At 49.1% G+C, this 21,591-nt stretch carries 17 protein-coding genes and 1 CRISPR repeat array; of the genes, 1 reads left to right on the top strand and 16 read right to left on the bottom strand.

Annotation, left to right across the window (positions count from 1 at the left end):
• Window positions 1-269: 269 nt before the first annotated feature.
• From VB741_RS09205 to VB741_RS09180, 6 genes are all read right to left on the bottom strand, one after another.
• The gene (locus VB741_RS09205) at window positions 270-875 is read right to left on the bottom strand and encodes a TetR/AcrR family transcriptional regulator (protein ID WP_323364870.1); all 606 of its coding nucleotides are present in this window, start codon (window positions 873-875) and stop codon (window positions 270-272) included.
• 209 nt (window positions 876-1,084) lie between these two features.
• Complete coding sequence (locus tag VB741_RS09200; RefSeq protein WP_323364869.1) at window positions 1,085-1,747, bottom strand: ABC transporter ATP-binding protein; 663 nt, start codon at window positions 1,745-1,747, stop codon at window positions 1,085-1,087.
• 30 nt (window positions 1,748-1,777) lie between these two features.
• Window positions 1,778-2,980, bottom strand: a complete 1,203-nt coding sequence (locus VB741_RS09195) for an ABC transporter permease (protein ID WP_442786328.1) — start codon at window positions 2,978-2,980, stop codon at window positions 1,778-1,780.
• Window positions 2,981-3,119: 139 nt separating this feature from the next.
• Window positions 3,120-4,604 (bottom strand): HlyD family secretion protein, encoded by a 1,485-nt coding sequence (locus VB741_RS09190; protein ID WP_323364867.1) that lies wholly within the window; start codon window positions 4,602-4,604, stop codon window positions 3,120-3,122.
• Between the two features lie 306 nt (window positions 4,605-4,910).
• A complete protein-coding gene (locus VB741_RS09185; protein WP_323364866.1) occupies window positions 4,911-5,363 on the bottom strand; it encodes a Spy/CpxP family protein refolding chaperone in 453 nt (150 codons plus the stop codon).
• A 271-nt stretch (window positions 5,364-5,634) separates the two neighbouring features.
• A complete protein-coding gene (locus VB741_RS09180) occupies window positions 5,635-6,777 on the bottom strand; it encodes a pentapeptide repeat-containing protein (protein WP_323364865.1) in 1,143 nt (380 codons plus the stop codon).
• A 313-nt stretch (window positions 6,778-7,090) separates the two neighbouring features.
• Here VB741_RS09180 and VB741_RS09175 point away from each other — a divergent pair, with 313 nt between their 5' ends.
• Entirely contained in the window at window positions 7,091-8,032 is a 942-nt protein-coding gene (locus tag VB741_RS09175; RefSeq protein ID WP_323364864.1) for an MBL fold metallo-hydrolase, read from the top strand.
• Window positions 8,033-8,119: 87 nt separating this feature from the next.
• Window positions 8,120-11,372: a CRISPR direct-repeat array (repeat unit 29 nt; unit sequence CGGTCCACCCCCACGAGTGTGGGGACAAC).
• Window positions 11,373-11,391: 19 nt separating this feature from the next.
• Here VB741_RS09175 and cas2e read toward each other — a convergent pair.
• The 10 genes from cas2e to VB741_RS09125 all read right to left on the bottom strand — a co-directional run bounded on the left by cas2e (window position 11,392) and on the right by VB741_RS09125 (window position 21,259).
• Window positions 11,392-11,664, bottom strand: coding sequence for a type I-E CRISPR-associated endoribonuclease Cas2e (gene cas2e, locus VB741_RS09170; RefSeq protein ID WP_323364863.1), 273 nt, complete (start codon window positions 11,662-11,664; stop codon window positions 11,392-11,394).
• Entirely contained in the window at window positions 11,664-12,575 is a 912-nt protein-coding gene (cas1e, locus tag VB741_RS09165; protein ID WP_323364862.1) for a type I-E CRISPR-associated endonuclease Cas1e, read from the bottom strand. Before cas1e ends, cas2e begins: the two co-directional genes overlap by 1 nt.
• Before the next feature lie 24 nt (window positions 12,576-12,599).
• Window positions 12,600-12,881, bottom strand: coding sequence for a type I-E CRISPR-associated protein Cas6/Cse3/CasE (locus tag VB741_RS09160; RefSeq protein WP_323364861.1), 282 nt, complete (start codon window positions 12,879-12,881; stop codon window positions 12,600-12,602).
• Between the two features lie 26 nt (window positions 12,882-12,907).
• The gene (cas3, locus tag VB741_RS09155; protein ID WP_323364860.1) at window positions 12,908-15,601 is read right to left on the bottom strand and encodes a CRISPR-associated helicase Cas3'; all 2,694 of its coding nucleotides are present in this window, start codon (window positions 15,599-15,601) and stop codon (window positions 12,908-12,910) included.
• Between the two features lie 23 nt (window positions 15,602-15,624).
• Window positions 15,625-16,170: a type I-E CRISPR-associated protein Cse2/CasB gene (casB, locus tag VB741_RS09150; RefSeq protein ID WP_323364859.1), complete on the bottom strand. Its 546-nt coding sequence runs from the start codon at window positions 16,168-16,170 to the stop codon at window positions 15,625-15,627.
• Window positions 16,167-17,675, bottom strand: a complete 1,509-nt coding sequence (casA, locus tag VB741_RS09145; RefSeq protein WP_323364858.1) for a type I-E CRISPR-associated protein Cse1/CasA — start codon at window positions 17,673-17,675, stop codon at window positions 16,167-16,169. Before casA ends, casB begins: the two co-directional genes overlap by 4 nt.
• Entirely contained in the window at window positions 17,675-18,277 is a 603-nt protein-coding gene (gene cas6e / locus VB741_RS09140; RefSeq protein ID WP_323364857.1) for a type I-E CRISPR-associated protein Cas6/Cse3/CasE, read from the bottom strand. The genes casA and cas6e overlap by 1 nt, the downstream gene beginning before the upstream one ends.
• On the bottom strand, window positions 18,274-18,906 hold the full coding sequence (gene cas5e, locus VB741_RS09135; RefSeq protein ID WP_323364856.1) for a type I-E CRISPR-associated protein Cas5/CasD: 633 nt from the start codon (window positions 18,904-18,906) through the stop codon (window positions 18,274-18,276). Before cas5e ends, cas6e begins: the two co-directional genes overlap by 4 nt.
• 1 nt (window position 18,907) lies before the next feature.
• Complete coding sequence (gene cas7e, locus VB741_RS09130; protein WP_323364855.1) at window positions 18,908-20,194, bottom strand: type I-E CRISPR-associated protein Cas7/Cse4/CasC; 1,287 nt, start codon at window positions 20,192-20,194, stop codon at window positions 18,908-18,910.
• Between the two features lie 108 nt (window positions 20,195-20,302).
• On the bottom strand, window positions 20,303-21,259 hold the full coding sequence (locus tag VB741_RS09125; RefSeq protein WP_323364854.1) for a helix-turn-helix transcriptional regulator: 957 nt from the start codon (window positions 21,257-21,259) through the stop codon (window positions 20,303-20,305).
• Window positions 21,260-21,591 lie beyond the last annotated feature (332 nt).

The raw sequence follows: 21,591 nt of genomic DNA, 5'->3' as shown, positions 1-21,591 counted from the left end.
CATGCTCATGGCTAAGTAGCTGTTAAGAAACTACCTCATGGGATAAGCCTGAAAGGCTTGTTAAGCCATGATTTAAATCAACAAAGCCATGATCTTATTTTTTAACAAGCCCTAAGGCGTTTCAAAGCATGAATTCCTTTCTTTATACACACCTCTTCTAAAAGCTCTTCTATTCTCTCATACACTTCCATTTATGTGTAAAGTGCACGGTCAGATTGTTGCTAGTGACGCTGGTCCTGCTGACAACGTTTGTGTCCTATGCGACAACGCTATTTTAGCGGCTCAGGGCTAACACTTGAAGGTTGAATGCTGATCCAAAAAACTTCAACCATAGACTTTACGTAGTCCTCAGCATCAGGCAGCGGAGCAGACAGCTGCGTGAGAAAAACATACTCAATCAAACTGCCCGTAAATATCATCGCAACGATTTGCGGATCGCGGTGACACATTCGCTCTAAGGAAATCTCTTTTTCAAAAAAATGAGTCAATGTTGTTAGAATTCTAACGGGGGGAGCCGCGCCATGTTTCAGCATCATAGCCGGCACAGGCAGCCCCTTAGATTTCAGCATCATCATTTTGGGGAGAAGCTCCTGCAAGAGACGAATCATTTCAAGCCCGATTTTTTCAAGATTCTCCGGCAAGCTGTCTTGGCCGGACATTGTCTCTACAAAGGAAACAAAAGAAGAAACCTGTGACATGCCCATCGCGGCGATAAACAGCTCTTCTTTTGTAGGAAACCGTTTAAATATAGACCCCTCCGCAATCCCTGCCTCACTGGCGATTTCTTTGGTCGAAGCGCCAAATCCTTTCTCTAAGAAAATCGCCTGCGCTGCTTTTAAGATTTGCTCGGTGGTAATTTTGCGTGGCCTAGCCATATCACAATGTGCTAACTGAGTCGTTATAGTGAAAATTAGGTGCTGCTATCTACAGCGACCTTTCTTCAAGATACAGTGTGAGGTAGGCGTTTATGCTACTGCATGGGCCAAACAGTACTTTGACCCCTTAGTTTTGACCGCTTATTAGACCACTTAGGATAGTCTGGATGCACGGTCTGAACCTGTGGTCTGAATTTCCGCTCAAGACGCTAACTCACGATTAACCCGTCTTGCACCCGAATCAGTCGTTTCGCTTGCTCAGCTACCTCGGTTTCATGGGTGATGATGACAATTGTAATATTTTGGCTGTTCAGCTCGTTGAATAAGCTCATGACCTCTTGGGAGGTTTTGCTGTCGAGGGCTCCAGTGGGTTCGTCTGCCAGCAAGAGGGCAGGTTCATTGACTAGAGCGCGTGCGATCGCAACCCGCTGCTGTTGGCCACCCGAAAGCTGATTGGGCCGATTGGTCAGGCGATCGCTAAGTCCAACTTTGGTTAAAGCAGCTTCAGCGCGATCGCGTCTTTCACCCTTGGGCACCCCGGCATACACCATCGGCAGCATCACATTTTCTACCGCTGTGGATCGGGGTAGCAAATTAAACTGCTGAAAAATAAACCCAATTTTTTGATTGCGAATGAAGGCAAGTTCGTCTTTGCTGAGCGTGGTTAAATCGCGTCCTTCTAGGAAGTAACGTCCTTTGGTAGGTCTATCAAGGCAGCCAATAATATTCATCAGGGTCGATTTCCCCGACCCTGATGCACCCATAATCGAAACATATTCGCTGGCGTCAATCGTCAAATCGATGCCTTTCAAAACGGGGACATCGACATCACCTAGCTGGTAAACCTTGGTAATGTCTGTCATTTTGATCATAGTTTTTTGCTTTTGCTGATTCACTGCTGCTTATTCGCTTCTGAGCGCCACAATCGGATCGAGCCTAGATGCATTTCTAGCAGGGATAACACCCGCGACTAATCCTACCGCTGTGGATAATCCGAAGCCTGCAAACACAGCGCTGCTAGAAACAATAAACGGAAATTTAAAAGCGGTTGCTGAGACAAAGGTAATCACAACGCCAAGCGTAATCCCGATACTGCCACCGGCCAAAGAGATCACGATAGACTCGGTTAAAAACTGGCTCAGAATAGTCCGCTCAGTGGCACCGAGGGCTTTGCGAATTCCTATTTCGCGGGTGCGCTCGACTACTGATACGAGCATGATGTTGGCGATACCGATGCCGCCAACAACCAAAGAGATGCCCGCGATGGCCACAATCAGAGTGGTCAGCAGCCCTAGCACCGTATTGAGTGTTTCTAAAATATCGGCCTGATTAATAATTCGAAAATCATCATCTTCAGGCTGAGCAATATCGTGACGCAACCGCAAAATATTTTCTAGCTGAAACTTTACCGCCTCTAGCTGACTCTCATCTCCACCTTTTACATAGATGCCGTTGACAGAAACACCCATCAGCGAGTTGTTGCCAATCATGCGAGCCGACATGGTGGTTAATGGAATATAGGCCGCGTCATCGCGATCTTGCGGGCCTTGAGAGCCTTTAGCCTCCATGATGCCAATCACATCGTAGATTTCGCCCTGAATGCGAATTTTCTTGCCAATCGGATCGACGTCTGGCGAGAACAAGTTGGCCTGAACCGTAGGGGCAATCACCGCAACCGATGCCGAGTTTTCCAGCTCTTCTTCAGTGAAAAATCGTCCCTGAGCAGGATAAGTATTGCGAGCATCAGGGTGTGCCAAATCTGTACCATACACCGTTGTTGACGTGTTGTTCTCGCCATACACAACTTGGGCGTTGCGCTGTAAATAGGCCGATACTACCATTGCTGAAGGAGCCTGCTGCGCAATCGCCTGAGCATCTTCCCACGTCAGCGTTGTTACTGATCCTTGGCTAATCCCCTCGCTTTCAGCTTGCCCTGCAATTACCTGCAACACATCTGTTCCCAGACTTCGAATACTCTCTTCTGTCGATTTTTGGATACCTTGCCCAATAGAGGTAATCGAGATCACAGAGCCAATCCCAATAATGACGCCTAGCATGGTAAGCGCACTCCGAAGCTTGTTGCTCCACAGCGCTTCCAAAGACATTTCTATAATCTCTACCTGAGAGACATGGTGGGCCTGCTTTTCTGGCTGTAAGGCTACTTGAGATGAAGCTTGGAGAGAATCGCTGCTAAATAAGGTCATATTCTTTTAAGTGTTAGCGTTTCAATGGAGCTGCGCCACATTAGCGAGGTGGAAACTGAAAACCGCCTGAAGTCCCAGCCTCAGGCGGTGGAGAAATCAACACCTGTTCGTCACCATCAAGCCCAGAGACCACTTCTGTTTTACCCTGGGCCGTGGCACCGGTTTCAATTACTTGAAATACGGGTTCATCACCTTCTAAGACATACACACCCTCGCCGTCTGCCCCTCTGACCACTGCCGCATTAGGCACCAGTAGCGCATTCTCCAAACGACCCACTTCAAATTGTGTTTCTACATTCATGCCCACTTTCAGCTTTTCCGCTTTGGGCAGCTCAAGCGATAGCCATACTTCAAAGCTGGTAACATTTTGGCTGATGGTTGCCTGCGCTGCAATTCTCTCAACCTGGCCGGTGAAGGTTTCACCGGGAAAGGCATCGGCTTTGATTACCACCGGCTGACCGACTTCAATCTTAGAAATTTGGGATTCGGGAAGATTGACGATGACTTCGTTGCGAACACTCGAAAGCTGCAAAATAGAAGAAGAGGATGATGACTCTGTACTGCCGCCAGATACTGAAGGACTCACAAACGCTCCTAGCTCGGCATATATTTGATTCACTACGCCATCAAAAGGGGCTTTGATGTCCGTATCTTGAAGTTTGGCTTCTGTGGTTTGTAGCGACCCTTCGGCTGAGCGCACCTGGGCCTGGGCCTGGGCAATATCTTCCGCACGATTGCCTGCTTTGAGGGCAGCGACGCTCTGTCTTTGTTGCTCAGTGCGAGCCTCAGCCTGGACGATTTGTTCGGTGCGAGTACCCGCCTTCTGCAGCGCTAAAGATTCTTGAGCTTCTCTCACTTCGGCTTTGGACACATCTCGATCAGCTCGCTTTTGCTCCACCTCTTCTCGGGAGATAGCACCCGCGCTGTAAAGAGATTCGTAGCGTTGCAGGTTGGTCTCTCGTTGTTGCAGAGTGGTTTGCACCCGTTGCAGGCGAGCCTCGGCCTGGGCAATTTCTTGATCGCGATTGCCTGAGCGTAACTCTTGTAAGCTGGCTTCGGCCTCGGCTAGCTGAGCTTCGGCCCTGGCAATATCTTCTGGACGCTCGCCTGTAATCAGTAGGTCTAAATTAGCTTTTTGCTGGGCTAGCTGTCCCTGTACCTGTAGCAGTTCCCCGCGTAAGTTGGAATCATCCATTAAGGCGACTACCTGGCCTTGAGTGACGCGATCGCCTTCCTCCACCAGCAGCATTGCTACAACCCCTGCGTTTTTAGGGCTCAGATTAATTGACCGCTCAGCCTCTACGGTACCATTTGCCGTAATCACAACGGGCACCGTTGCTTGCTCGACTGCTTGGGTGAGCAGCTCCGAATCTGAAGCTTGACCGTTGACCAACAGATTTCTGCCAAAGAGAACAGCTAACAGTGCCAGAAAAGGTAAACCAGCCCAAAGCCATCGCCGTGAGAAAGCGATTTTAGGAAAAGCAGCCCATGTACTTAAAACGTCAGACAGTTGATTCTCTTTCATCTCATTACCTTTAAGACATTCTGCAACTTTTAGAACAGATCAAAGAGGCTGAAATTGTGGCCCACCACAATTGTGGCCCACCACACCGACATCGGTTTCCTGAACGCCAAATCTGATGTTGAGCCGATTAGTCAGCACAAATAACGCTTGGAATAAAATTTCCTCTACACAGGAAAGGCATGGGGCGAGAGGAATAGCCGCCCCACACCTAAAACTGATAGGACGCTTGAGTGAATTAAACCCTGTCCACGTCCAGAACTGTAGTTTTTTTGTTGGGAAACCTCCAGGTTTCAACTTGGACGTGGTTTAGTTTCGATCTCTAGGATCGCTGCCTTCAATTTGCTCCCGCTGTTCAGGCGTCAGCACATCCATCATGTCATCTTCGGCAGAACGCATAATGCTCATCACTGACGAGCGCTGACTCCCATCCAGACTCATCATCATGCTGCGCATGCTGCTCGTATCTCCACTGTTTTGACTCTCTGTAAAGACTTCAACTTGTTCAGGGGTTAGAACTTCTGACATTTGTTCAACAATGTCTGCTTGAATGTCCTCTAGCTCTTCTTGTTGGTCAGCTGTTAAATCCAGCTCCTGAATTTCTGAAATGTTTCCACCGGGACCACCTTTAGCCATCGCTGAGATTTCTGAGTGGGCTTTTGTAGAGGGGAGATGGGAAGGGTTAGTTTGTGCGATCGCAACCGTAGTCATCGCTGTTAGCAAGGTTGCGCTAGAAAGGAGTAAACCAAATTGACGTTTCATGATATCTACCTGTGGTAAAGAAGTAAATCTGCACAAGCGAATTAATGAGTGATCACTCACTTATTAATAGCCCATGCATTTGTATCTGTCAATAAAACTTGCGAAGTAATTCAGGATTTATTCCCCCCGCAGGGTGCCAACTCAAAGCGGGACGTTGTTCCAGGGATAGTATTCAGGAGTCAGGAGTCAGGGCCTCGCTGGCTTCTGGTTCCTGAATACTATCCTAGCCAGAATTTTCTGGCTTAAGTTGATACCCATGTAGTGCAGTTCCTTAATTGCATCTGTGCTCACTGCCATCCGGCATGATCGTCCCGCAAAGATTGGTCCGACGATCAAACTCAATGCCTTCCAGCGTCGCCCGTTGCAAATTAGCGCCAGTAAGGTCAGCCCCGGAAAAATCGGTAAAACTTAGGTCCGCATCTTGAAAATTTGCTCCCCTCAGATTTGTATTCACAAATCTCGCCTGACGTAAATTATTTCCGCTGAGGTCAGTCCCCCTCAGATCAAGATTGCTAAAATCTGATCCCTCTAAGTCAGCATTGAGTAATCGAATACCTGTTGCCACAACATCTTGAAATTGAGAGGTGGCAAACTGGGTGCCCGCCCCCTGGAGTTGTGCCCCAGTCAGATCGATCCCATCTAAGGTAGCCTGACGAAGATCAGCCATGGAAAGATTGGCATTTCCCAGGTTTGCATCCGTTAAGTCTGCATGGATAACATAAGCTCCCGTCAAATCCGCTTGGACCAAATGGGCGCTGGCGAGATCTCCCAAGCCCATGTCTGCTGCCCACAGGCTAAAATTTTGTAACTGGGCCTCAGTCAGATCGGCCCCCTGCAAACCGGCCAGAAAGAAACTGGTCTCGTCTATCTGAGCCTGGTCAAATAGACTACCGCTGAGAAACGTTCCCTCAAATTGAGCTTCGGCGAGGATGGCTGCAGTGAGATCCACGTTCCGGAGGTCAGCACCATCGAGGTTCGCCCCTGGCAAATCTACCCCACGCAGGTCATGATCCCCTAGCCCATGGGTGGCTAACTCCCACACCAATCGCCAGCGTTCATCTATAACCGTGTGTTGGTCCACATTGGCATTGGCGAGTTGGGCCCCTTCTAGCTGAGCACCGAACAGGTTTACATGGCTGAGGTTAGCGTGGCGCAGATCGACGCCGCGCAGATTTGCTTGATAGAGGAAAGCTCCTTTTAAATCCACACCATTTAGATCAGCACCGGCTAGGTTGGCCTGGCGCAGGTTGGCCTGTTGTAGAAATAGGCCGCGCAAATCGGCCCCTCGTAAATCACATCGGGGGCACTGGCGAGTTGCTTGCAGTTCCTTGAGATCTTTTGGACTAAAAGCGTAACCAGGAATACTAATGAATGCCAGTGCAAGGGCTGTGAAACCAGTCAGTAAGCATTTCATAACAAGAAATTTGCATATAACCTAAGGTTCCCTATCGGAACTACAGATGCTCGATCTTTTGATCATCTACAGCAATATTGGTTTTATTTAAGAATTGGGAAGTTGTCTAAAGGACAAGAGGTTCAGGTGTTACATTTGCTACATTAAGAGCTACTCCCCCCAACATCACTAGCACCATCATCGCTTACGACAGTTTGGTGCCCACGGACAGAGCAAGGTAGTTGCGATCGCATATTTCAATAACTGCGATCTTCTAAATGTTTTACCCTATTGAGACTATCCTTCTGGGCTGAGAAATAAGGAATAAATCACCATGGCACCGACAATAGCTGACTTGATTAATTTTGACTTACCGAATGCAGCTCCTGGTAGCCTGGATGTGAGATGGATTCATGGATCGGTATCGGCTAAGCACAACACGGATCCAGATATTCAAATTCACCCATATAACGAACACACATTCATCCTGCGACAGAACATGGCGGTGCATCCCGAAGCCCCGTTTATGTTTCTATTATTTGGCAATGATCGCGCTATTTTGCTCGATACTGGGGCGACGCGATCATCAGACTTTTTTCCTTTGCGGCAAACTGTAGATACTCTCATCGACCAATGGTTGGCGAAATATCCCCACGAAAATTATGGGCTGGTTGTTGCCCATACCCACTTGCATCGAGACCACTTTGAGGCGGATTCACAGTTTTTAGACCGGCCCAACACAGTCATTGTGGATAAAACCTTAGAAGCTACTCAAACATTTTATGGATTTCAAAATTGGCCCCAGGATCAGGTAACGTTTGATCTGGGGGGACGACTGCTTCAGATATTGGCTACACCGGGTCATGAAGAGGCGGAAGTTTCTATTTATGATCCCTACACTCATCTATTATTTACCGGAGACTTAGTCTATCCGGGTCGTCTTTATATTACGGATTGGGCAGCTTTCTCGGATAGCATTGGGCGGATGATTGTTTTTTGCGACACTCACCCCATCAGCCATATTTTGGGTTGCCATGTCGAAATGTCGATTTATCCTAAACTGGACTACCTGGTTCGCAGTAACTACCAGCCTTACGAGCGGCCTCTGCAGATGACGGTGGCACAGCTTAAGTCCATGGGGGATGCCATCTCAACTATTGACGGTCAGCCTGGTATTCACATTTTTGATGATTACATTATCTACAACGGTATACCGGATCGTTACTTTACCTACGATGTGATAAATCCTGAGGCTGAACCAGGAGATGTCTGTTGATCTTATGCTATCGCCATGACTTTATTGGGGCGACTGGTGGCTGTGGGGACAACTTACCTGCTGGACATTTTTGGTTGCCCCTTAGTACAGTCCACCCCCACGAGTGTGGGGACAACCGGGGATAACACCGGCTGGCGCACATACGGATTGCGGTCCACCCCCACGAGTGTGGGGACAACGGCAGCGGCAGACCAGGAAATTGATGCTGAAATACTCGGTCCACCCCCACGAGTGTGGGGACAACGCTCGTTCAAAGCTGGCATCGGTGTCGTAATTCGCGGTCCACCCCCACGAGTGTGGGGACAACGAATTTTTTCGGCTTCAATCCTGTCAAAGGCAGCCGGTCCACCCCCACGAGTGTGGGGACAACGGTTGTGATTCATGTGAAAACTTTTTTGAACACTCGGTCCACCCCCACGAGTGTGGGGACAACGATTATGTATAGTTAGTATGGAATGCTCATCTGCCCGGTCCACCCCCACGAGTGTGGGGACAACGACGCGAAAAGAGGAGTTCTGACCAGAATCGTCCGGTCCACCCCCACGAGTGTGGGGACAACCCGCTGAATCCTCCACACAGAATTCCTTAAAACCGGTCCACCCCCACGAGTGTGGGGACAACTGTAGGGCATGGCATGAATAGTACTGGAGTAGGTCGGTCCACCCCCACGAGTGTGGGGACAACCAACAGCTTCTTTGGGCCGTGGTTGGCCTATGACGGTCCACCCCCACGAGTGTGGGGACAACCCCCATAAGCCCTGTGTATTTACCATGGGTATTTCGGTCCACCCCCACGAGTGTGGGGACAACGGCTGAATCAATTCTTGTCTCTTGGTATATTCCTCGGTCCACCCCCACGAGTGTGGGGACAACTTTGTAAGCGTTAATTCAATCTTTCGTATCTGAGCCGGTCCACCCCCACGAGTGTGGGGACAACGCTTTTTTTGTTTTTTTGGGATATCAGTTACCTGCGGTCCACCCCCACGAGTGTGGGGACAACTCACCCCGGAGGTCAACACCCCCCCGCCCCTCAAGCGGTCCACCCCCACGAGTGTGGGGACAACTAATCACACCCGCAGGAATGTCTTCGGGGTCATACGGTCCACCCCCACGAGTGTGGGGACAACGCCAATCCTCCGCGAGCCTTCGTACCTAGTACGCCGGTCCACCCCCACGAGTGTGGGGACAACGCGGGTCGGACTGGGGGTTAGACGATGTAGCCGAGCGGTCCACCCCCACGAGTGTGGGGACAACGGGCAGCAGGGAGGGTGTCGACTATGTAGATATCCGGTCCACCCCCACGAGTGTGGGGACAACGAGAGAGGCCCCGCCGACGGAGGACTCGAGTCTGCGGTCCACCCCCACGAGTGTGGGGACAACTACAGGTCAGAGTCCGGGTGAAACGCAATCAATTCGGTCCACCCCCACGAGTGTGGGGACAACGGGCTCTTATCGTGACTTTTTGCTCAGTTACTCACGGTCCACCCCCACGAGTGTGGGGACAACGCTTCTGTTGCTCCTCCCTGCCCTTCCTTTTCTTTCGGTCCACCCCCACGAGTGTGGGGACAACTCTTAATCCCCCCTTCGATCGGCTCAATCATCCCCGGTCCACCCCCACGAGTGTGGGGACAACGTCGATTAACTCCTGTAGAAAATCATGGGCAGATTCGGTCCACCCCCACGAGTGTGGGGACAACGTAGCCGGTCAACTTGGACATTTGCTTCAGGCTGACGGTCCACCCCCACGAGTGTGGGGACAACCAATGGCCACCCCTGCCGCCCGCGCAGCATTGCCGGTCCACCCCCACGAGTGTGGGGACAACGGCCCTGGGGGGTGCTTTTTTTTGTCCAAATCATCCGGTCCACCCCCACGAGTGTGGGGACAACTTCTATTTCAATGATTCAACCGTACCCAAAAATGGCGGTCCACCCCCACGAGTGTGGGGACAACTTATCAGACGGGAGATTAGACAGCATCGAACCGACCGGTCCACCCCCACGAGTGTGGGGACAACGTAGGTAATAATCAGGCCGTTTATTCTCCGTCATCGGTCCACCCCCACGAGTGTGGGGACAACGGTATATCCTCTTGGTATATTCTCTTGGTATATCCTCGGTCCACCCCCACGAGTGTGGGGACAACGCTGAAGCGTTAACGGGAAAATTGAAAACCAATGGCGGTCCACCCCCACGAGTGTGGGGACAACGTTTTGATACTCAGCAAAACATATCTTTTCTGGCTCGGTCCACCCCCACGAGTGTGGGGACAACCACATTGTCCAGGGTTTCGGTTTTGATAATATAGCGGTCCACCCCCACGAGTGTGGGGACAACTGCGAAAGGATGCAAGCGCGTATATGGCAAAGTACGGTCCACCCCCACGAGTGTGGGGACAACGATTGTCCGCGTGTTCTTTCAGCGGCTCGGGAGGTACGGTCCACCCCCACGAGTGTGGGGACAACTCCCAATCCAGTATGACGGAACGGCACCGCTTGGCGGTCCACCCCCACGAGTGTGGGGACAACTATGTTCGATGGACCCTTCCCGGCACCGGTGATACGGTCCACCCCCACGAGTGTGGGGACAACCAGCCTGGAAGTCAACACCCCCCCGCCCCTCAAGCGGTCCACCCCCACGAGTGTGGGGACAACCGTGTAAACGGTCGTCCAGTTGCCCGATATATCGCGGTCCACCCCCACGAGTGTGGGGACAACGCTCTCTTTGGAGGCGGTCCAGCTCTCGCGAAGCCGGTCCACCCCCACGAGTGTGGGGACAACTGCGCCTCTAACTTTTGTGCAGGGGATTCGTAAACGGTCCACCCCCACGAGTGTGGGGACAACGCCTATCGTGGTCTAGCGAAAGTCAAATAGAAGACGGTCCACCCCCACGAGTGTGGGGACAACGTTCTCTTGAATGTAATCATAGACATCCTCAGTACGGTCCACCCCCACGAGTGTGGGGACAACTTATCTAGTAGGTAGTTACAGTGCGTCGGTAGTGCGGTCCACCCCCACGAGTGTGGGGACAACTTTTCATCCCACGGAGTTGGATAGTCTGGCGGACGGTCCACCCCCACGAGTGTGGGGACAACGGAGTACGGACAACATTATTACACTGATCAACGGCGGTCCACCCCCACGAGTGTGGGGACAACGTCTAGGCTGCGGGGTAACCGTTGGCGGGCTGTGGGGTCCACCCCCACGAGTGTGGGGACAACGGTCGTCGACAGCACCGGGCGTTTTTGTTTGGCCGGTCCACCCCCACGAGTGTGGGGACAACTTTCAACGGCGACGAGTTGGCCAATCTTTTCCACGGTCCACCCCCACGAGTGTGGGGACAACACTTCCAAGATAGCCGAAATCACTCACTTTTGACCAACAGGACCCCCTCTATGTCTACCAGTGACCTAGACGGATTTCCAAGCATTCGAGCATCAAAGCCCTGTTCGTTTCGTTTTGGATAGATCATCACGGCAGATCCCCGTCCGAGTTTCTGCTCTATCAGAGTCCATAGCTCATCCCGGACCAAAGCCGAAACCTTTCCAGCAAAAACCCCAGCCTTAATCTCAAACAACCAACGGCTCAACTCTCCACGCAGAACAGGCTTTACATTTTCCAAAACCACAACGATCATCAGCCCTCCTTATCTGCCCAATTTTTTCCCCCTTCCACCGACTCCAAAACATCGTCCCAAAGAAAGCAAATTGGCTCCGCCTCATCGTCATCACCAAAGCCCAACACTCGGTCAATATCCCGCACCAGCTGACCCATTAAACGATAGTCGCTAAACCGCTCCCGACACTTTTGCCGGACATGACGGTCCAGATCAAAATACGTTTCAGCCACCGCCTCAAACGCAGCCGGTACGGTCGTTTCTGCCTTATACATATCAGCAATATCGTACACAAACGACAGTGGTTTACCCGTATGAATAAAGCCCAATGCTGGCGAATAACCCACCGAATGTAATGCCGCCTGGCACACCGCATACAAACAAGTATTCGCAATAGATAACGCCCGATTAATCGGAGTCGCCGCATCCCAATCTTCAGTTTTATAATTACGACCGGTCCAGTCCACCCCTGTCTTTTTACTCCAGTGCTGATATAAGGTACGTACCCGCACCCCTTCCAAACCCCGAATCTGTTGCAGGCTCAGATTTTCATCGGGCGTTTCATCAAACCGAAATTCATACATGCGCCGCACCACTGCCAACCGCTGAATCGAATCAGCCCAGAGGGTGGCCTGGTGGATTAACCGCCGCGCATTACCAGCACCACTACGACCATTGGCATAAAACCGCATCAGGTCCTGGCCAACCCACTGTACCTCACAGGCATTATCAGCCAGGGTTTTAATAGCTGCATGGGTAATGGACGTGCCCGGACCGAGTAGCAGTGTGCCAATGGCGGCACAGGGCACAAAGAATTTACTTTTTTCCTTAAAAACTGCGATCGCACGGTCATCTTGCTCAATGCGACAGTGCTCGAAATAGAGAAAACTAATGCGATCTCGAGCTTTGGGCAACGTTCGCAGACTCGACATGATATTTACCTTGAACTCAATAAATCAGGTTTTGATGCGAGCCAAGGAAAGTAATCCGCACCCATAGGATTTACCTCTCCCTAACCCTTGTTGGACGGTAGATACAAACGGTGCGGGGGCGGTCACTTCTAAAACACCTTGAAAGATGGCTGTGGCGATGAGAATGGGGGCTGAGCTCTTTTCCTTGATACCAAAGACGTTGGGGGGTGGAATGACATCGGCACTGAGCAACCGGAAACCGCAGCGATCGAGGTACAAAAAGCGAAGGAGATCGTAAGTCTTTGACAGTGTTGTGAGCTGGGGCATAATGCTGAAATTTTATCCTTAGATTTTTAACGAGTCTCAGTATGAGTTAACAGTCCTAGTCGCTTGTCATAGGTAATGAAGTACTTACCAACTGAAGCGGGCACTGTGAGGACGGGTATATCCTTTAAATAAGTCACACTTTGCCAGACTTTAGGAACTTGAATCTCTTGTTTTTGAAGTGCTTCTTTCAGGGCATAAACTAGACTCGGACTAGAAATTCTCACCTGTTGTGTTAAGACGCTACGGATCTCATCTTTTTTCGGTGGATGGTCGCAAATGACCTTGCCATTTCCTACATCTACAATCAGTGGCATTGAGGCATTCACCAACCGAGTAACGAGTTCAACTTCTTCATCACCAACGCTGCGATGCGTGAGATTTTCGGCATAGCAGTAATGTTTTAAGCTAGGAATGACACATTTTTCAGCCTGATTTTCTAAACTGGTTTGGTAATTTCTATAAGCCTGTAAACTGCTATCCCAATCTTCCTGCCCAGCCTCTGCCAGCTCAACCGGGGAAGAGTTGTCAAGCTCATAGGCTTGTTCAATAAGATAGTCGGTGTCGTGGGGTAGAGTGATAGAAGTGCGATCGCGTAATAAATACCATGTGCGTAAAAGTGAATGCCGATCATATACTCCTGGCCGATATTTACCTTTAACTATCCTGCCTTCAATATCATCACCAAAGCTGGGTAAACCACTTTGCCCAAATTTAGGACTTATCAGATAAATAACCCGTTCTGGTACAGAACGATTGTTACGACCATGTCGCCATAATCTTCCGATGCGTTGAATGAGTAAGTCAACAGGACAAAGATCAGAAATCAAAACATCAAAGTCAACATCAAGTGACTGTTCAATAACTTGAGTCGCGATTAATAAAGATGGTGGTCTAGGTGGATCTTCTTCAGATTTTGGCTTGCCGTATTGCTTTAAACAATAAGACTCCTTTTGTTGACGATGTTCCTGCGTGAAGCGGCTATGAAACACAACTGCCTTTGGGTAGTCCTTTGCTGTTTTCTGACATCGCCTTACTGTTGAGCGAATAATTGCCGTAGCTCCTTTATTGAGTTGAGCATCAATTTGCGATTCTTCAATCCAACGAATTTGGATGCTTTTGTTTTGGTTGATTTCAGCTAGTCGATCCTTGTTGAAGGAAGGATCGATTTGAGGTTTACCTTGAGCGTATATAGTGAGCCGCGGATATTCTGCAATTGGCAGTTCTACCTTGACTAGCCCCAACCCTTCGGCGTAACTATTGATCAACCGTTGACGCTGACCTGAACTCAGAGTGGCACTGAGAATAACAACAGGACTCCCCAAAATGCCACACCAGTGAACGAGCTGATCCAGTAAACGTGAAGTGTAGGCATCGTAAGCATGTACTTCATCTAGAATAACGGTCTTGCCTGCTAAGCCCAGCAAGCGTAAAAATTGATGCTTGGTTCTAAGGATGCCGACCAAAGCTTGATCAACCGTACCCACCCCCCAGGGTGCCAACAGAGCCCGTTTGCGGTGGACAAACCATTCGCTGGCAGAGACACCCGATGGCTTACCGTCTTTCTCATGAATTTGCTCTAGACGACAGATACTACTACTGAAGTTTTCATCTAATGCAGAGGCAGAATGAGCAAGTTGTAGGTTGATAGTCTGGTCTGAGTACCAACGATTGAGATAGTTTTTGAGGCGATCATAAAGGGCATTACCAGTCGCCTGGGTTGGCATTCCTATATAAGCTCCCGGCATTCCACTGCTGGTGTTCCAGTGGGCTACGGTAAGGGCTGCTTCGGTTTTGCCCTCGCCTGTAGGCGCTTCCACAATCAGTAGAGCAGGCTCACCACACAAGCTAGGCATGAGGTTTTCGATCGCCTCCTGCAACCCCCGTGGTTGGTTGTCGAACAATTCCACAAAAGAAAGCGGTGTCTGATGCGGTTGCCATTTATGCCATTGCGCAGCTTTGAGTGTGGCATCTACTTTGGCATCCAGGCTGTCGATGTAATTGACAAGATTAGGTTTGGCTCCCGCAGGGGGGAAACAGGTCTGGTTGCTTGCTAGCCAATCAGACAGAGTGGTAATACCTGCCAACAAAACTGCTGCTGCTGGATCACACTGTTGAGGAACATCAGCATCTTTGACTCCACAGTAGTCTGCAAGGGCATCCAGAATTTCAATTCGCCATTGCCGCCATTGAGGAGATTCAGGACTATTACCAAGATGATATTTGCGCTGTCGAGAGGCGTTTGTGATGCTCTCTATATCTTCGTGTCTGGGGATATATCCATGATGCCCTCCAACAATTGCTGCCAGTTCGGCAGCTAGTTCCTCATCAACCCAGCTTTGCAGATATTCAGGTAAGGTGCAGGCGGTAAGCGTTCCATGCCCCGGTGCTTTAGCGATTGTTGGTGATACGGTAGGTCGTTTTGACCAGAGATCGTAGAGAGAGCCACTACCCAGTTGCTTGGCAATGTCTAAAACCGCAGACTCTTGAAATTGGAAGGGCGGAGATACTTTTCCGGTATCGTGGGTTCCTGCCAAGAACGGCACCCAGGCCAGCATCCCGGCATCGCTTAAATCCAGCCCTTTCCGTAGCTGCTTGATTGCCGCAGGAGGCAATAGTTGAAGCAACCTCTGACAGACAGCCGCTGTATCAATCAAGTGACATATGACGGGATGGAAATTAGTCCCTTGGGCTGTTTTCGCCCACAAATCTAAATGGCTCATGGTTTAAGGAGGGAAAAAGGTCATTAATCAGGAATATCGTTGGAGCCAGTTTCTTCTTCATCTGGCTTCGCATACCAAAAATCCCTTGACCAGGAAAGTTGCACCCATTTTTCAGGGCGATCCCAAGAATGGAGGTCATACAACAATTTTGCAAAGTCAATCCTAACGGGATTGTTTGTTCTCTGAGTATTTTCAGCTTGTATCACGAGACCATGTAGCTGCTGAGCTAGGGAACTTCTTTCAAGTTGAAGCAATAACTCAAACCGACGTTCAACCCCAGAGCTATTAGTGTCAGGATGACGAGATAATTTAGCTAATGATGCCCCTAACGTGAATGGTTCGTCAGATATGTCGCAGGGATATTCTGCAATCAAGCCTGATATCAGATGAAGTAATTCTTGATTAACTTTTGACCTTTTTGGCAAATCGCGTAGATAGCGCATTGCCCCCATTTGAAAGTCCGGATTGTCTTGTAGGAGTTGACGTAAATGGCTTCGTATTGCTCTATCCTGACACTTCTCAAATAAAGCGGTTACTATCCCTCGACAACTAACTTCAAATTCATTCATGCAACGTCCTCCCGAGCTTTTTCTGAGATGATTTTATGAATAGCAATGTTGAACATACTTTCAGCAATCGCTTTACTTCGATAGTCGGGCAAGGCAGTAATTAGCAATGAGACTAGCTCTCTGCTGTAGTTCTTTAACTGAAACTGCCATTCCTGCAAGCGAGCTTCAGCCTGCTCTACGTCGGCAAGGTCGAGTATCAGTTTTGGAAACTGTTGTCCTATATAGCTGTAAAGGGCTGCTTGAAGTGAGGGAAGTTGAGCCTTGATAGTGTCTTGCTCACCTCGGCTGAATGCCTCTTTACTACCAGACGGTTTCGGAGCATATTGGAAGACTTTGCCAGCGAATATTTTACCAAACAGGCGAGCTATGATGATGGCATCCTTAACCCATACCCAAGCATCTGGATCTTCTAAGATTGTCTCTGGAACAGATAAAAAATCATCGGCCCAATGAACAGCTTTAGCTGATTGGGTGCCGCCAGCGTGTGCAAATCCTAAAACTCGCACAATTTGAGGATTTTTTAGCTTCCTAGTATTATCCAACCAGTCAAATATTCTAGGACGCTGGTTGCTATTTTCAATTGTATGAAGGATGGCTTCTGAATCATCCCAAAGTTGTTTTTGAGGATTCATTCGTGGGTTTTTTGGATCAATAAGGTTGGGATTAAAGGGGAGCGGATTCCAAGTCTTATCTTTGCTAATCCGAAATGCTTGATGTTGGTCATGAGTGAAACCACATTCTTTAGGTGGTTTCCAACCTGACGCCAAGCGTAGATGAGTAGCCTTATCTCCTTCTACTTTTAGTAGTATGCGACGCTCACAATAGGTTAGCCAATCTAAATAACCTGCTGGATGACGTTCCCCTGTTCCATAAGGGCTACTTTGTTCCCATACAGGTCGATCAATATCAGTTGCTTCGTAACCTATCAGATTTAGTAAACAGGTCTCCTGAAGCGTAGAACTAATCGGAAACACATGCCGCCCTTGAGTCCATCGACCTGGCCCAGCAGTGACTGAATCTCCTTTTTTCCCCCCCAATTCTAAAGATTGCATGCGCAATAATTCTTGAGTGGCATCTGGCAATGCTAACCATGGCGTTTCATTGGGCTTGAACCAAATGATTGGCGTATTAGCATCTTGGTAAACTGCTTTGCCGATAGGAGTCTGCTTAATTTTCTTTGGAATTTTAGCGTCCTGAAGAAATGGATATTCTGGATGAAGCAGATCAAATCGATCTTCCCATCGATTGAGATATTCACAGACTTGATCCGTAAGCTGTTGATTTTTCCAAAGTGCCTTGTAATCCGCAGGAGTAGCTGGACCTCGAATGGCAGAATGAACGATCGCTATCAAGAATCGATAGAGCGCAATCTGCCGGGGCGGATTAGCAGCACAAACATCACTGATGGAATCCCAAGATTGAAACAGTTGTAGTAAACCTAACGATTGAAACTTGCTCCCCTGCCGTACAGGTATCCAAGGCTCAGTTAGGAGTGAATAGCTCATTATCCGTTGCTCCTTGTTGGTGCGATTTGCATTAGGCCACAACCATAGGCCCGACTGCGACCAAAGCCAGCCGCAATGGTTTGAGCCAACTGTTCTGGGTTAATCACTTGCAGGTAGCCTGAAAAGCTAGTTGGCTTTAACGTCCATTGCTGCTGGTGGCGATGAACTGGAATGTGTGGCCCCCGCTGAATAGCGCAGTATTCATCTACTTTGGCAGCACCCTCTAGACGAGATTTCAGCCAGTCTGGTAGTTTTTCTGCATCACGAGGCTTACGTTGGCGGGTATCTTTTGTAATGCTGCTAGTATCCGCTAGCAGACGAAATTCCATCCATTGCTCAGGTTTCAGAGCTTGTCCTAAATCCAGCGGTGGCTTGGTCTTGGTATCACTCGTGTAGTTTTGAGGTAAAAGGTCAAACCGGGGTTCAACTGTGGATTGAACAATAACTGTTTGCTGCTCCCAGCGAAATAACACATCTGCGGTGCTTCGCTTGTGTTCTGGGAAAAGACTTTCAATGCGCCGATGCTGAAGATAAGCGTTCTGGCGATCTTCTTTAACCTTGAGATGTCTTGGATTAAGAATGATGCGAGTATAATACATCATGTTTCTTCCTCCATCGAAAACTGCCGTACCAAGCGGGGAGAATATTGTCGCTGCCCATAGTGCAATGGATTATCCATGCGTGGACTGCCAGTTGGGTCTTCTAATTCAAGGAATAGTGGAGTTAGATCTGTTCGAAGTGGTTGATAGCGACGTAAAGCAATGGGTAGTTCTTCATCTTTGATGCCATCCTGTAACCAGGGAGATTCACCAGGCATACAGCTTTTTCTGCCTAGAAACAGAAGCCACTTTGGCTTCAATAAGGCCCTATGAATCTGCTCTAAGAAGGCTCGATCTTTGCTCCACACGCCTGCTAAAAATGTTGCACCTACTAAGTAGTAGCGGTCTGTTAGATTTGTGTCTTGAGGAAATTTCCCCTCAACATTAACTACTCTTTGAACGGTGTGGAAATCAATGAGAAGCTGACCAGGACAGTCAACGCGAATACCGAAATCCATCTCGCTCAGCTTGTTTAAGGTTTCTGTGTCATCACGAGGGATTCCCATTGCGGCACAGATTAAGCCCAGAACTCCAGACTTTGTAGGCGTTTGTTGGGTAGGACGCATATTGAACCGAGCTGACTCACCCCAGGATTGAAGTGGCCCGGACAAACGAATTAAAAGGGTCGCCATCTCACTCCCCCAGCCATTTCATAACTGTTTCGACCAACTGACTATAGTTAGTCTTTAAATGAGGCTTCAAGTGGCTGACATGATCTACTAATGATGGCTCAATCACGGCACAGGTTTTAGTCTCGATTAAACCTTGTAGCATCGTATTCTGGTCGTGCCACCAAGTATCTAGCTTTTGTACTGAGCGTTCTAGATAGCCCTCTTTTTTGTCGAGTGAAACGGGTTTCTCAAAGGCCGCCAAACAATTCAGTGGACAAGCCTCTGTTAGCTCAACTAGAAATAGGCCAGGGAGCGAGCGATGATGAAATTGATGAATGTATCCCTTGCCACGAGAGGCAGTGATTAGAGCAGGTAAGAAAGTTTCAATGACCTTTTTGAAGTTACCATCTTCACCCAGGTTTGTTTGCAATTGACCCAAATCAACAGCACAGGAGCAAGCATAGACTCCGCTAGTTTGAGGGCGATCGCCAAGATGTCCTGCCCCACTACCAGCTGTTTCCTCTTCGCCATCACCACTGGCATCGTGGCTAAAATCATCCATCGCAGTCCAAAAGTCGGTCTCGACCGCAACAGAATGAGTGGTTACCATATGGGCACGAGACATCGCCCCATCAATGTTTGCCTCGGTAAGGCTTGCCAAGAACCGACCAAATAAAGCAATATCAGCAGCTGAAGTCTGTTGATCGCCAACGATGATGCTGGTAACTTGCTTTTTCAGATCTTCGAGCGCACTTAGATCGAGTTGGTTTTCATCATCTGTTTTTTTCTTTTTACCTTTTCCTTTTTTCACGCTGATTGATAAGGAAGGCGCTTTTCCTTTTTCAAGATCTTTATTAACGACAGGCCTCAACATTTCAAGTACCTGATCAAGCTGGGGCTGATATCGACGAGCGATCGCTATTAGTTCTTGAAGTTCCGTGTTAGCCAGGAACATCAGCACATCGGTTTGCCCAGCTCTGAAGGTATCGACTTTATCGGCTTTAGCTCCTGTAGCTGAGAGCATTAAGAAGGCAACGATTAGTGCATCTGTCCTTTCATACCCGAGTTCTGGCTCCAGCTTCTGGGCTAAGCGATCGGCCCAAAGCCTTGAACGATTGCCCGCATCACCTTCCCACTTTTCGTTAAAAGCTTCGCGCACTTGTCGGCTCCAGGACTGGGAGCTAATGCGTCCCCGCATACTGCCCCCGTAGTAAGTGTTTTTCGGTGCCCCGGTGCGATCTCGATTGGGATTTGAAATTGGCAGTGTTTGAATCCAGTGAACTGCCAGAAAGCCTAATTTCTTACTCATTTATGTTTCCTCTTTGTGTTTGAATTCGTGAAACTCACTTGTCGAGTCACTTGTGTTTGCTCCAAATTGCCTCAGTCCAAAACCGTGGCTAACTCATGACAATTCCCCCTACCCATAATGTAAATTCATCCCCTGCACCTCATCCCGCACCATCCCCACCAACTCTGGAGGCCCCAACACCTTGGCCCCCTGCCCATAAAACAACACCCACCGTTTCACCTCATTCAGCCCCCGCACCACCAACCGCAGCGTCAACGCCCCATCCGGATGCTCGTCAATCCGCTGAGACGGATGCCACTTCCGCTCCCGAATATAAGGAGCGGTCGGCCCATCAAACCAAATCGCCACATGCTGGGGAGTGCCACCCACCTCATGCTGAAATGCCGACATCACATGAGTTTCCCGATCAAACGACGGATGCACTTCAAAATTTTCTTCTAGTAACTTAATCTCCTGAATCCGATCTACCCGAAACCACCGCGCCGCATTACGTTTATGACACCATCCAGTAATGTAAGGATTATTCCGAGAAAAATGCAGCAAATAGGGGTCTAGCCTACGTTCCGAGACCGGCTTACCCGGCGTGCCATAACGCATCCACACCTGCTGCCGCTGCCGACAAGCCTGCTCCAGCGTTTGCCACACCTCCGGATCCAAATCCAGCTCCGCCCCTGAGCGAAACATCACATGCTCATCCGCCAGCTCATGCAAATCCACCCAACTCTGCTCTGGCAATCGCTTCACTAACTGCTCAATGGCAGACTGTAACTCAGAGCCATAAGCCGACCCACCATAGGCTGTTAGCATTCGTGCCCCCAGAGTAAGCGCAAAAATTTCTCCACGCGTCAGAGCTACCGACGATAACCGCCAGTCAGGATTGCTATAGTGCCAACCCTGCTTACGATTATGCTCAATCGGCGCATCAAACCGATCCCGCAAATACTCAAGGTATCGGCGCACCGTTTTCTCATTACACTCCAGCACTTCAGCCAAAGATTGAGCCGTTGGACGAGGTTGCGATCGCAACAGTTCATCCAATTGCAACAGTCGTTCTAAATCAAGCATCTAGCCAATCGCTAAACCATTGTCGATACTCTACCAAATCTACCTGGACAAAACGTGTCCGACATCTAAAAATACTCAACAAATTTAGTTGTTCAGCATTTTTACGGATAATCTCGACTAAGGTCTATAAGATTCCTAAAATCATCCTGATTTATCCAAAAGAATAAGAGGGTATCAATTTAAAGCGGGACGTTTTCCTAAGGATGGAAGTCAGAATGCTCTTTGAGAAGAACAAGCTCTACAGGAGTCAGAATTCGTTAGTGTCTTTATTTTTTCGCCACGGGAGATAGTTGGTATTCAAGCAGAAAATGAACACTCTCCTTGATACCCGT

This window comes from Leptothoe sp. PORK10 BA2 (assembly GCF_034932105.1).
In the GTDB taxonomy this organism is placed as follows: Bacteria; Cyanobacteriota; Cyanobacteriia; order Phormidesmidales; family Phormidesmidaceae; genus Leptothoe.
Note: the sequence above shows the minus strand (reverse complement) of the source record. Positions and strands in the feature narration are given on the sequence as shown.

Bases quoted from the DNA above. Each gene is read 5' to 3' on its own strand.
- cas2e (WP_323364863.1), bottom strand. From the start codon at position 11,664: ATGATCGTTGTGGTTTTGGAAAATGTAAAGCCTGTTCTGCGTGGAGAG.
- VB741_RS09195 (WP_442786328.1), bottom strand. From the start codon at position 2,980: ATGTCTTTGGAAGCGCTGTGGAGCAACAAGCTTCGGAGTGCGCTTACC.
- VB741_RS09205 (WP_323364870.1), bottom strand. From the start codon at position 875: ATGGCTAGGCCACGCAAAATTACCACCGAGCAAATCTTAAAAGCAGCG.
- VB741_RS09125 (WP_323364854.1), bottom strand. From the start codon at position 21,259: ATGCTTGATTTAGAACGACTGTTGCAATTGGATGAACTGTTGCGATCG.
- casB (WP_323364859.1), bottom strand. From the start codon at position 16,170: ATGAATGAATTTGAAGTTAGTTGTCGAGGGATAGTAACCGCTTTATTT.
- VB741_RS09185 (WP_323364866.1), bottom strand. From the start codon at position 5,363: ATGAAACGTCAATTTGGTTTACTCCTTTCTAGCGCAACCTTGCTAACA.
- cas5e (WP_323364856.1), bottom strand. From the start codon at position 18,906: ATGGCGACCCTTTTAATTCGTTTGTCCGGGCCACTTCAATCCTGGGGT.
- cas3 (WP_323364860.1), bottom strand. From the start codon at position 15,601: ATGAGCCATTTAGATTTGTGGGCGAAAACAGCCCAAGGGACTAATTTC.
- VB741_RS09200 (WP_323364869.1), bottom strand. From the start codon at position 1,747: ATGATCAAAATGACAGACATTACCAAGGTTTACCAGCTAGGTGATGTC.
- casA (WP_323364858.1), bottom strand. From the start codon at position 17,675: ATGAGCTATTCACTCCTAACTGAGCCTTGGATACCTGTACGGCAGGGG.
- cas1e (WP_323364862.1), bottom strand. From the start codon at position 12,575: ATGTCGAGTCTGCGAACGTTGCCCAAAGCTCGAGATCGCATTAGTTTT.
- VB741_RS09175 (WP_323364864.1), top strand. From the start codon at position 7,091: ATGGCACCGACAATAGCTGACTTGATTAATTTTGACTTACCGAATGCA.
- VB741_RS09190 (WP_323364867.1), bottom strand. From the start codon at position 4,604: ATGAAAGAGAATCAACTGTCTGACGTTTTAAGTACATGGGCTGCTTTT.
- cas6e (WP_323364857.1), bottom strand. From the start codon at position 18,277: ATGATGTATTATACTCGCATCATTCTTAATCCAAGACATCTCAAGGTT.
- VB741_RS09180 (WP_323364865.1), bottom strand. From the start codon at position 6,777: ATGAAATGCTTACTGACTGGTTTCACAGCCCTTGCACTGGCATTCATT.
- VB741_RS09160 (WP_323364861.1), bottom strand. From the start codon at position 12,881: ATGCCCCAGCTCACAACACTGTCAAAGACTTACGATCTCCTTCGCTTT.
- cas7e (WP_323364855.1), bottom strand. From the start codon at position 20,194: ATGAGTAAGAAATTAGGCTTTCTGGCAGTTCACTGGATTCAAACACTG.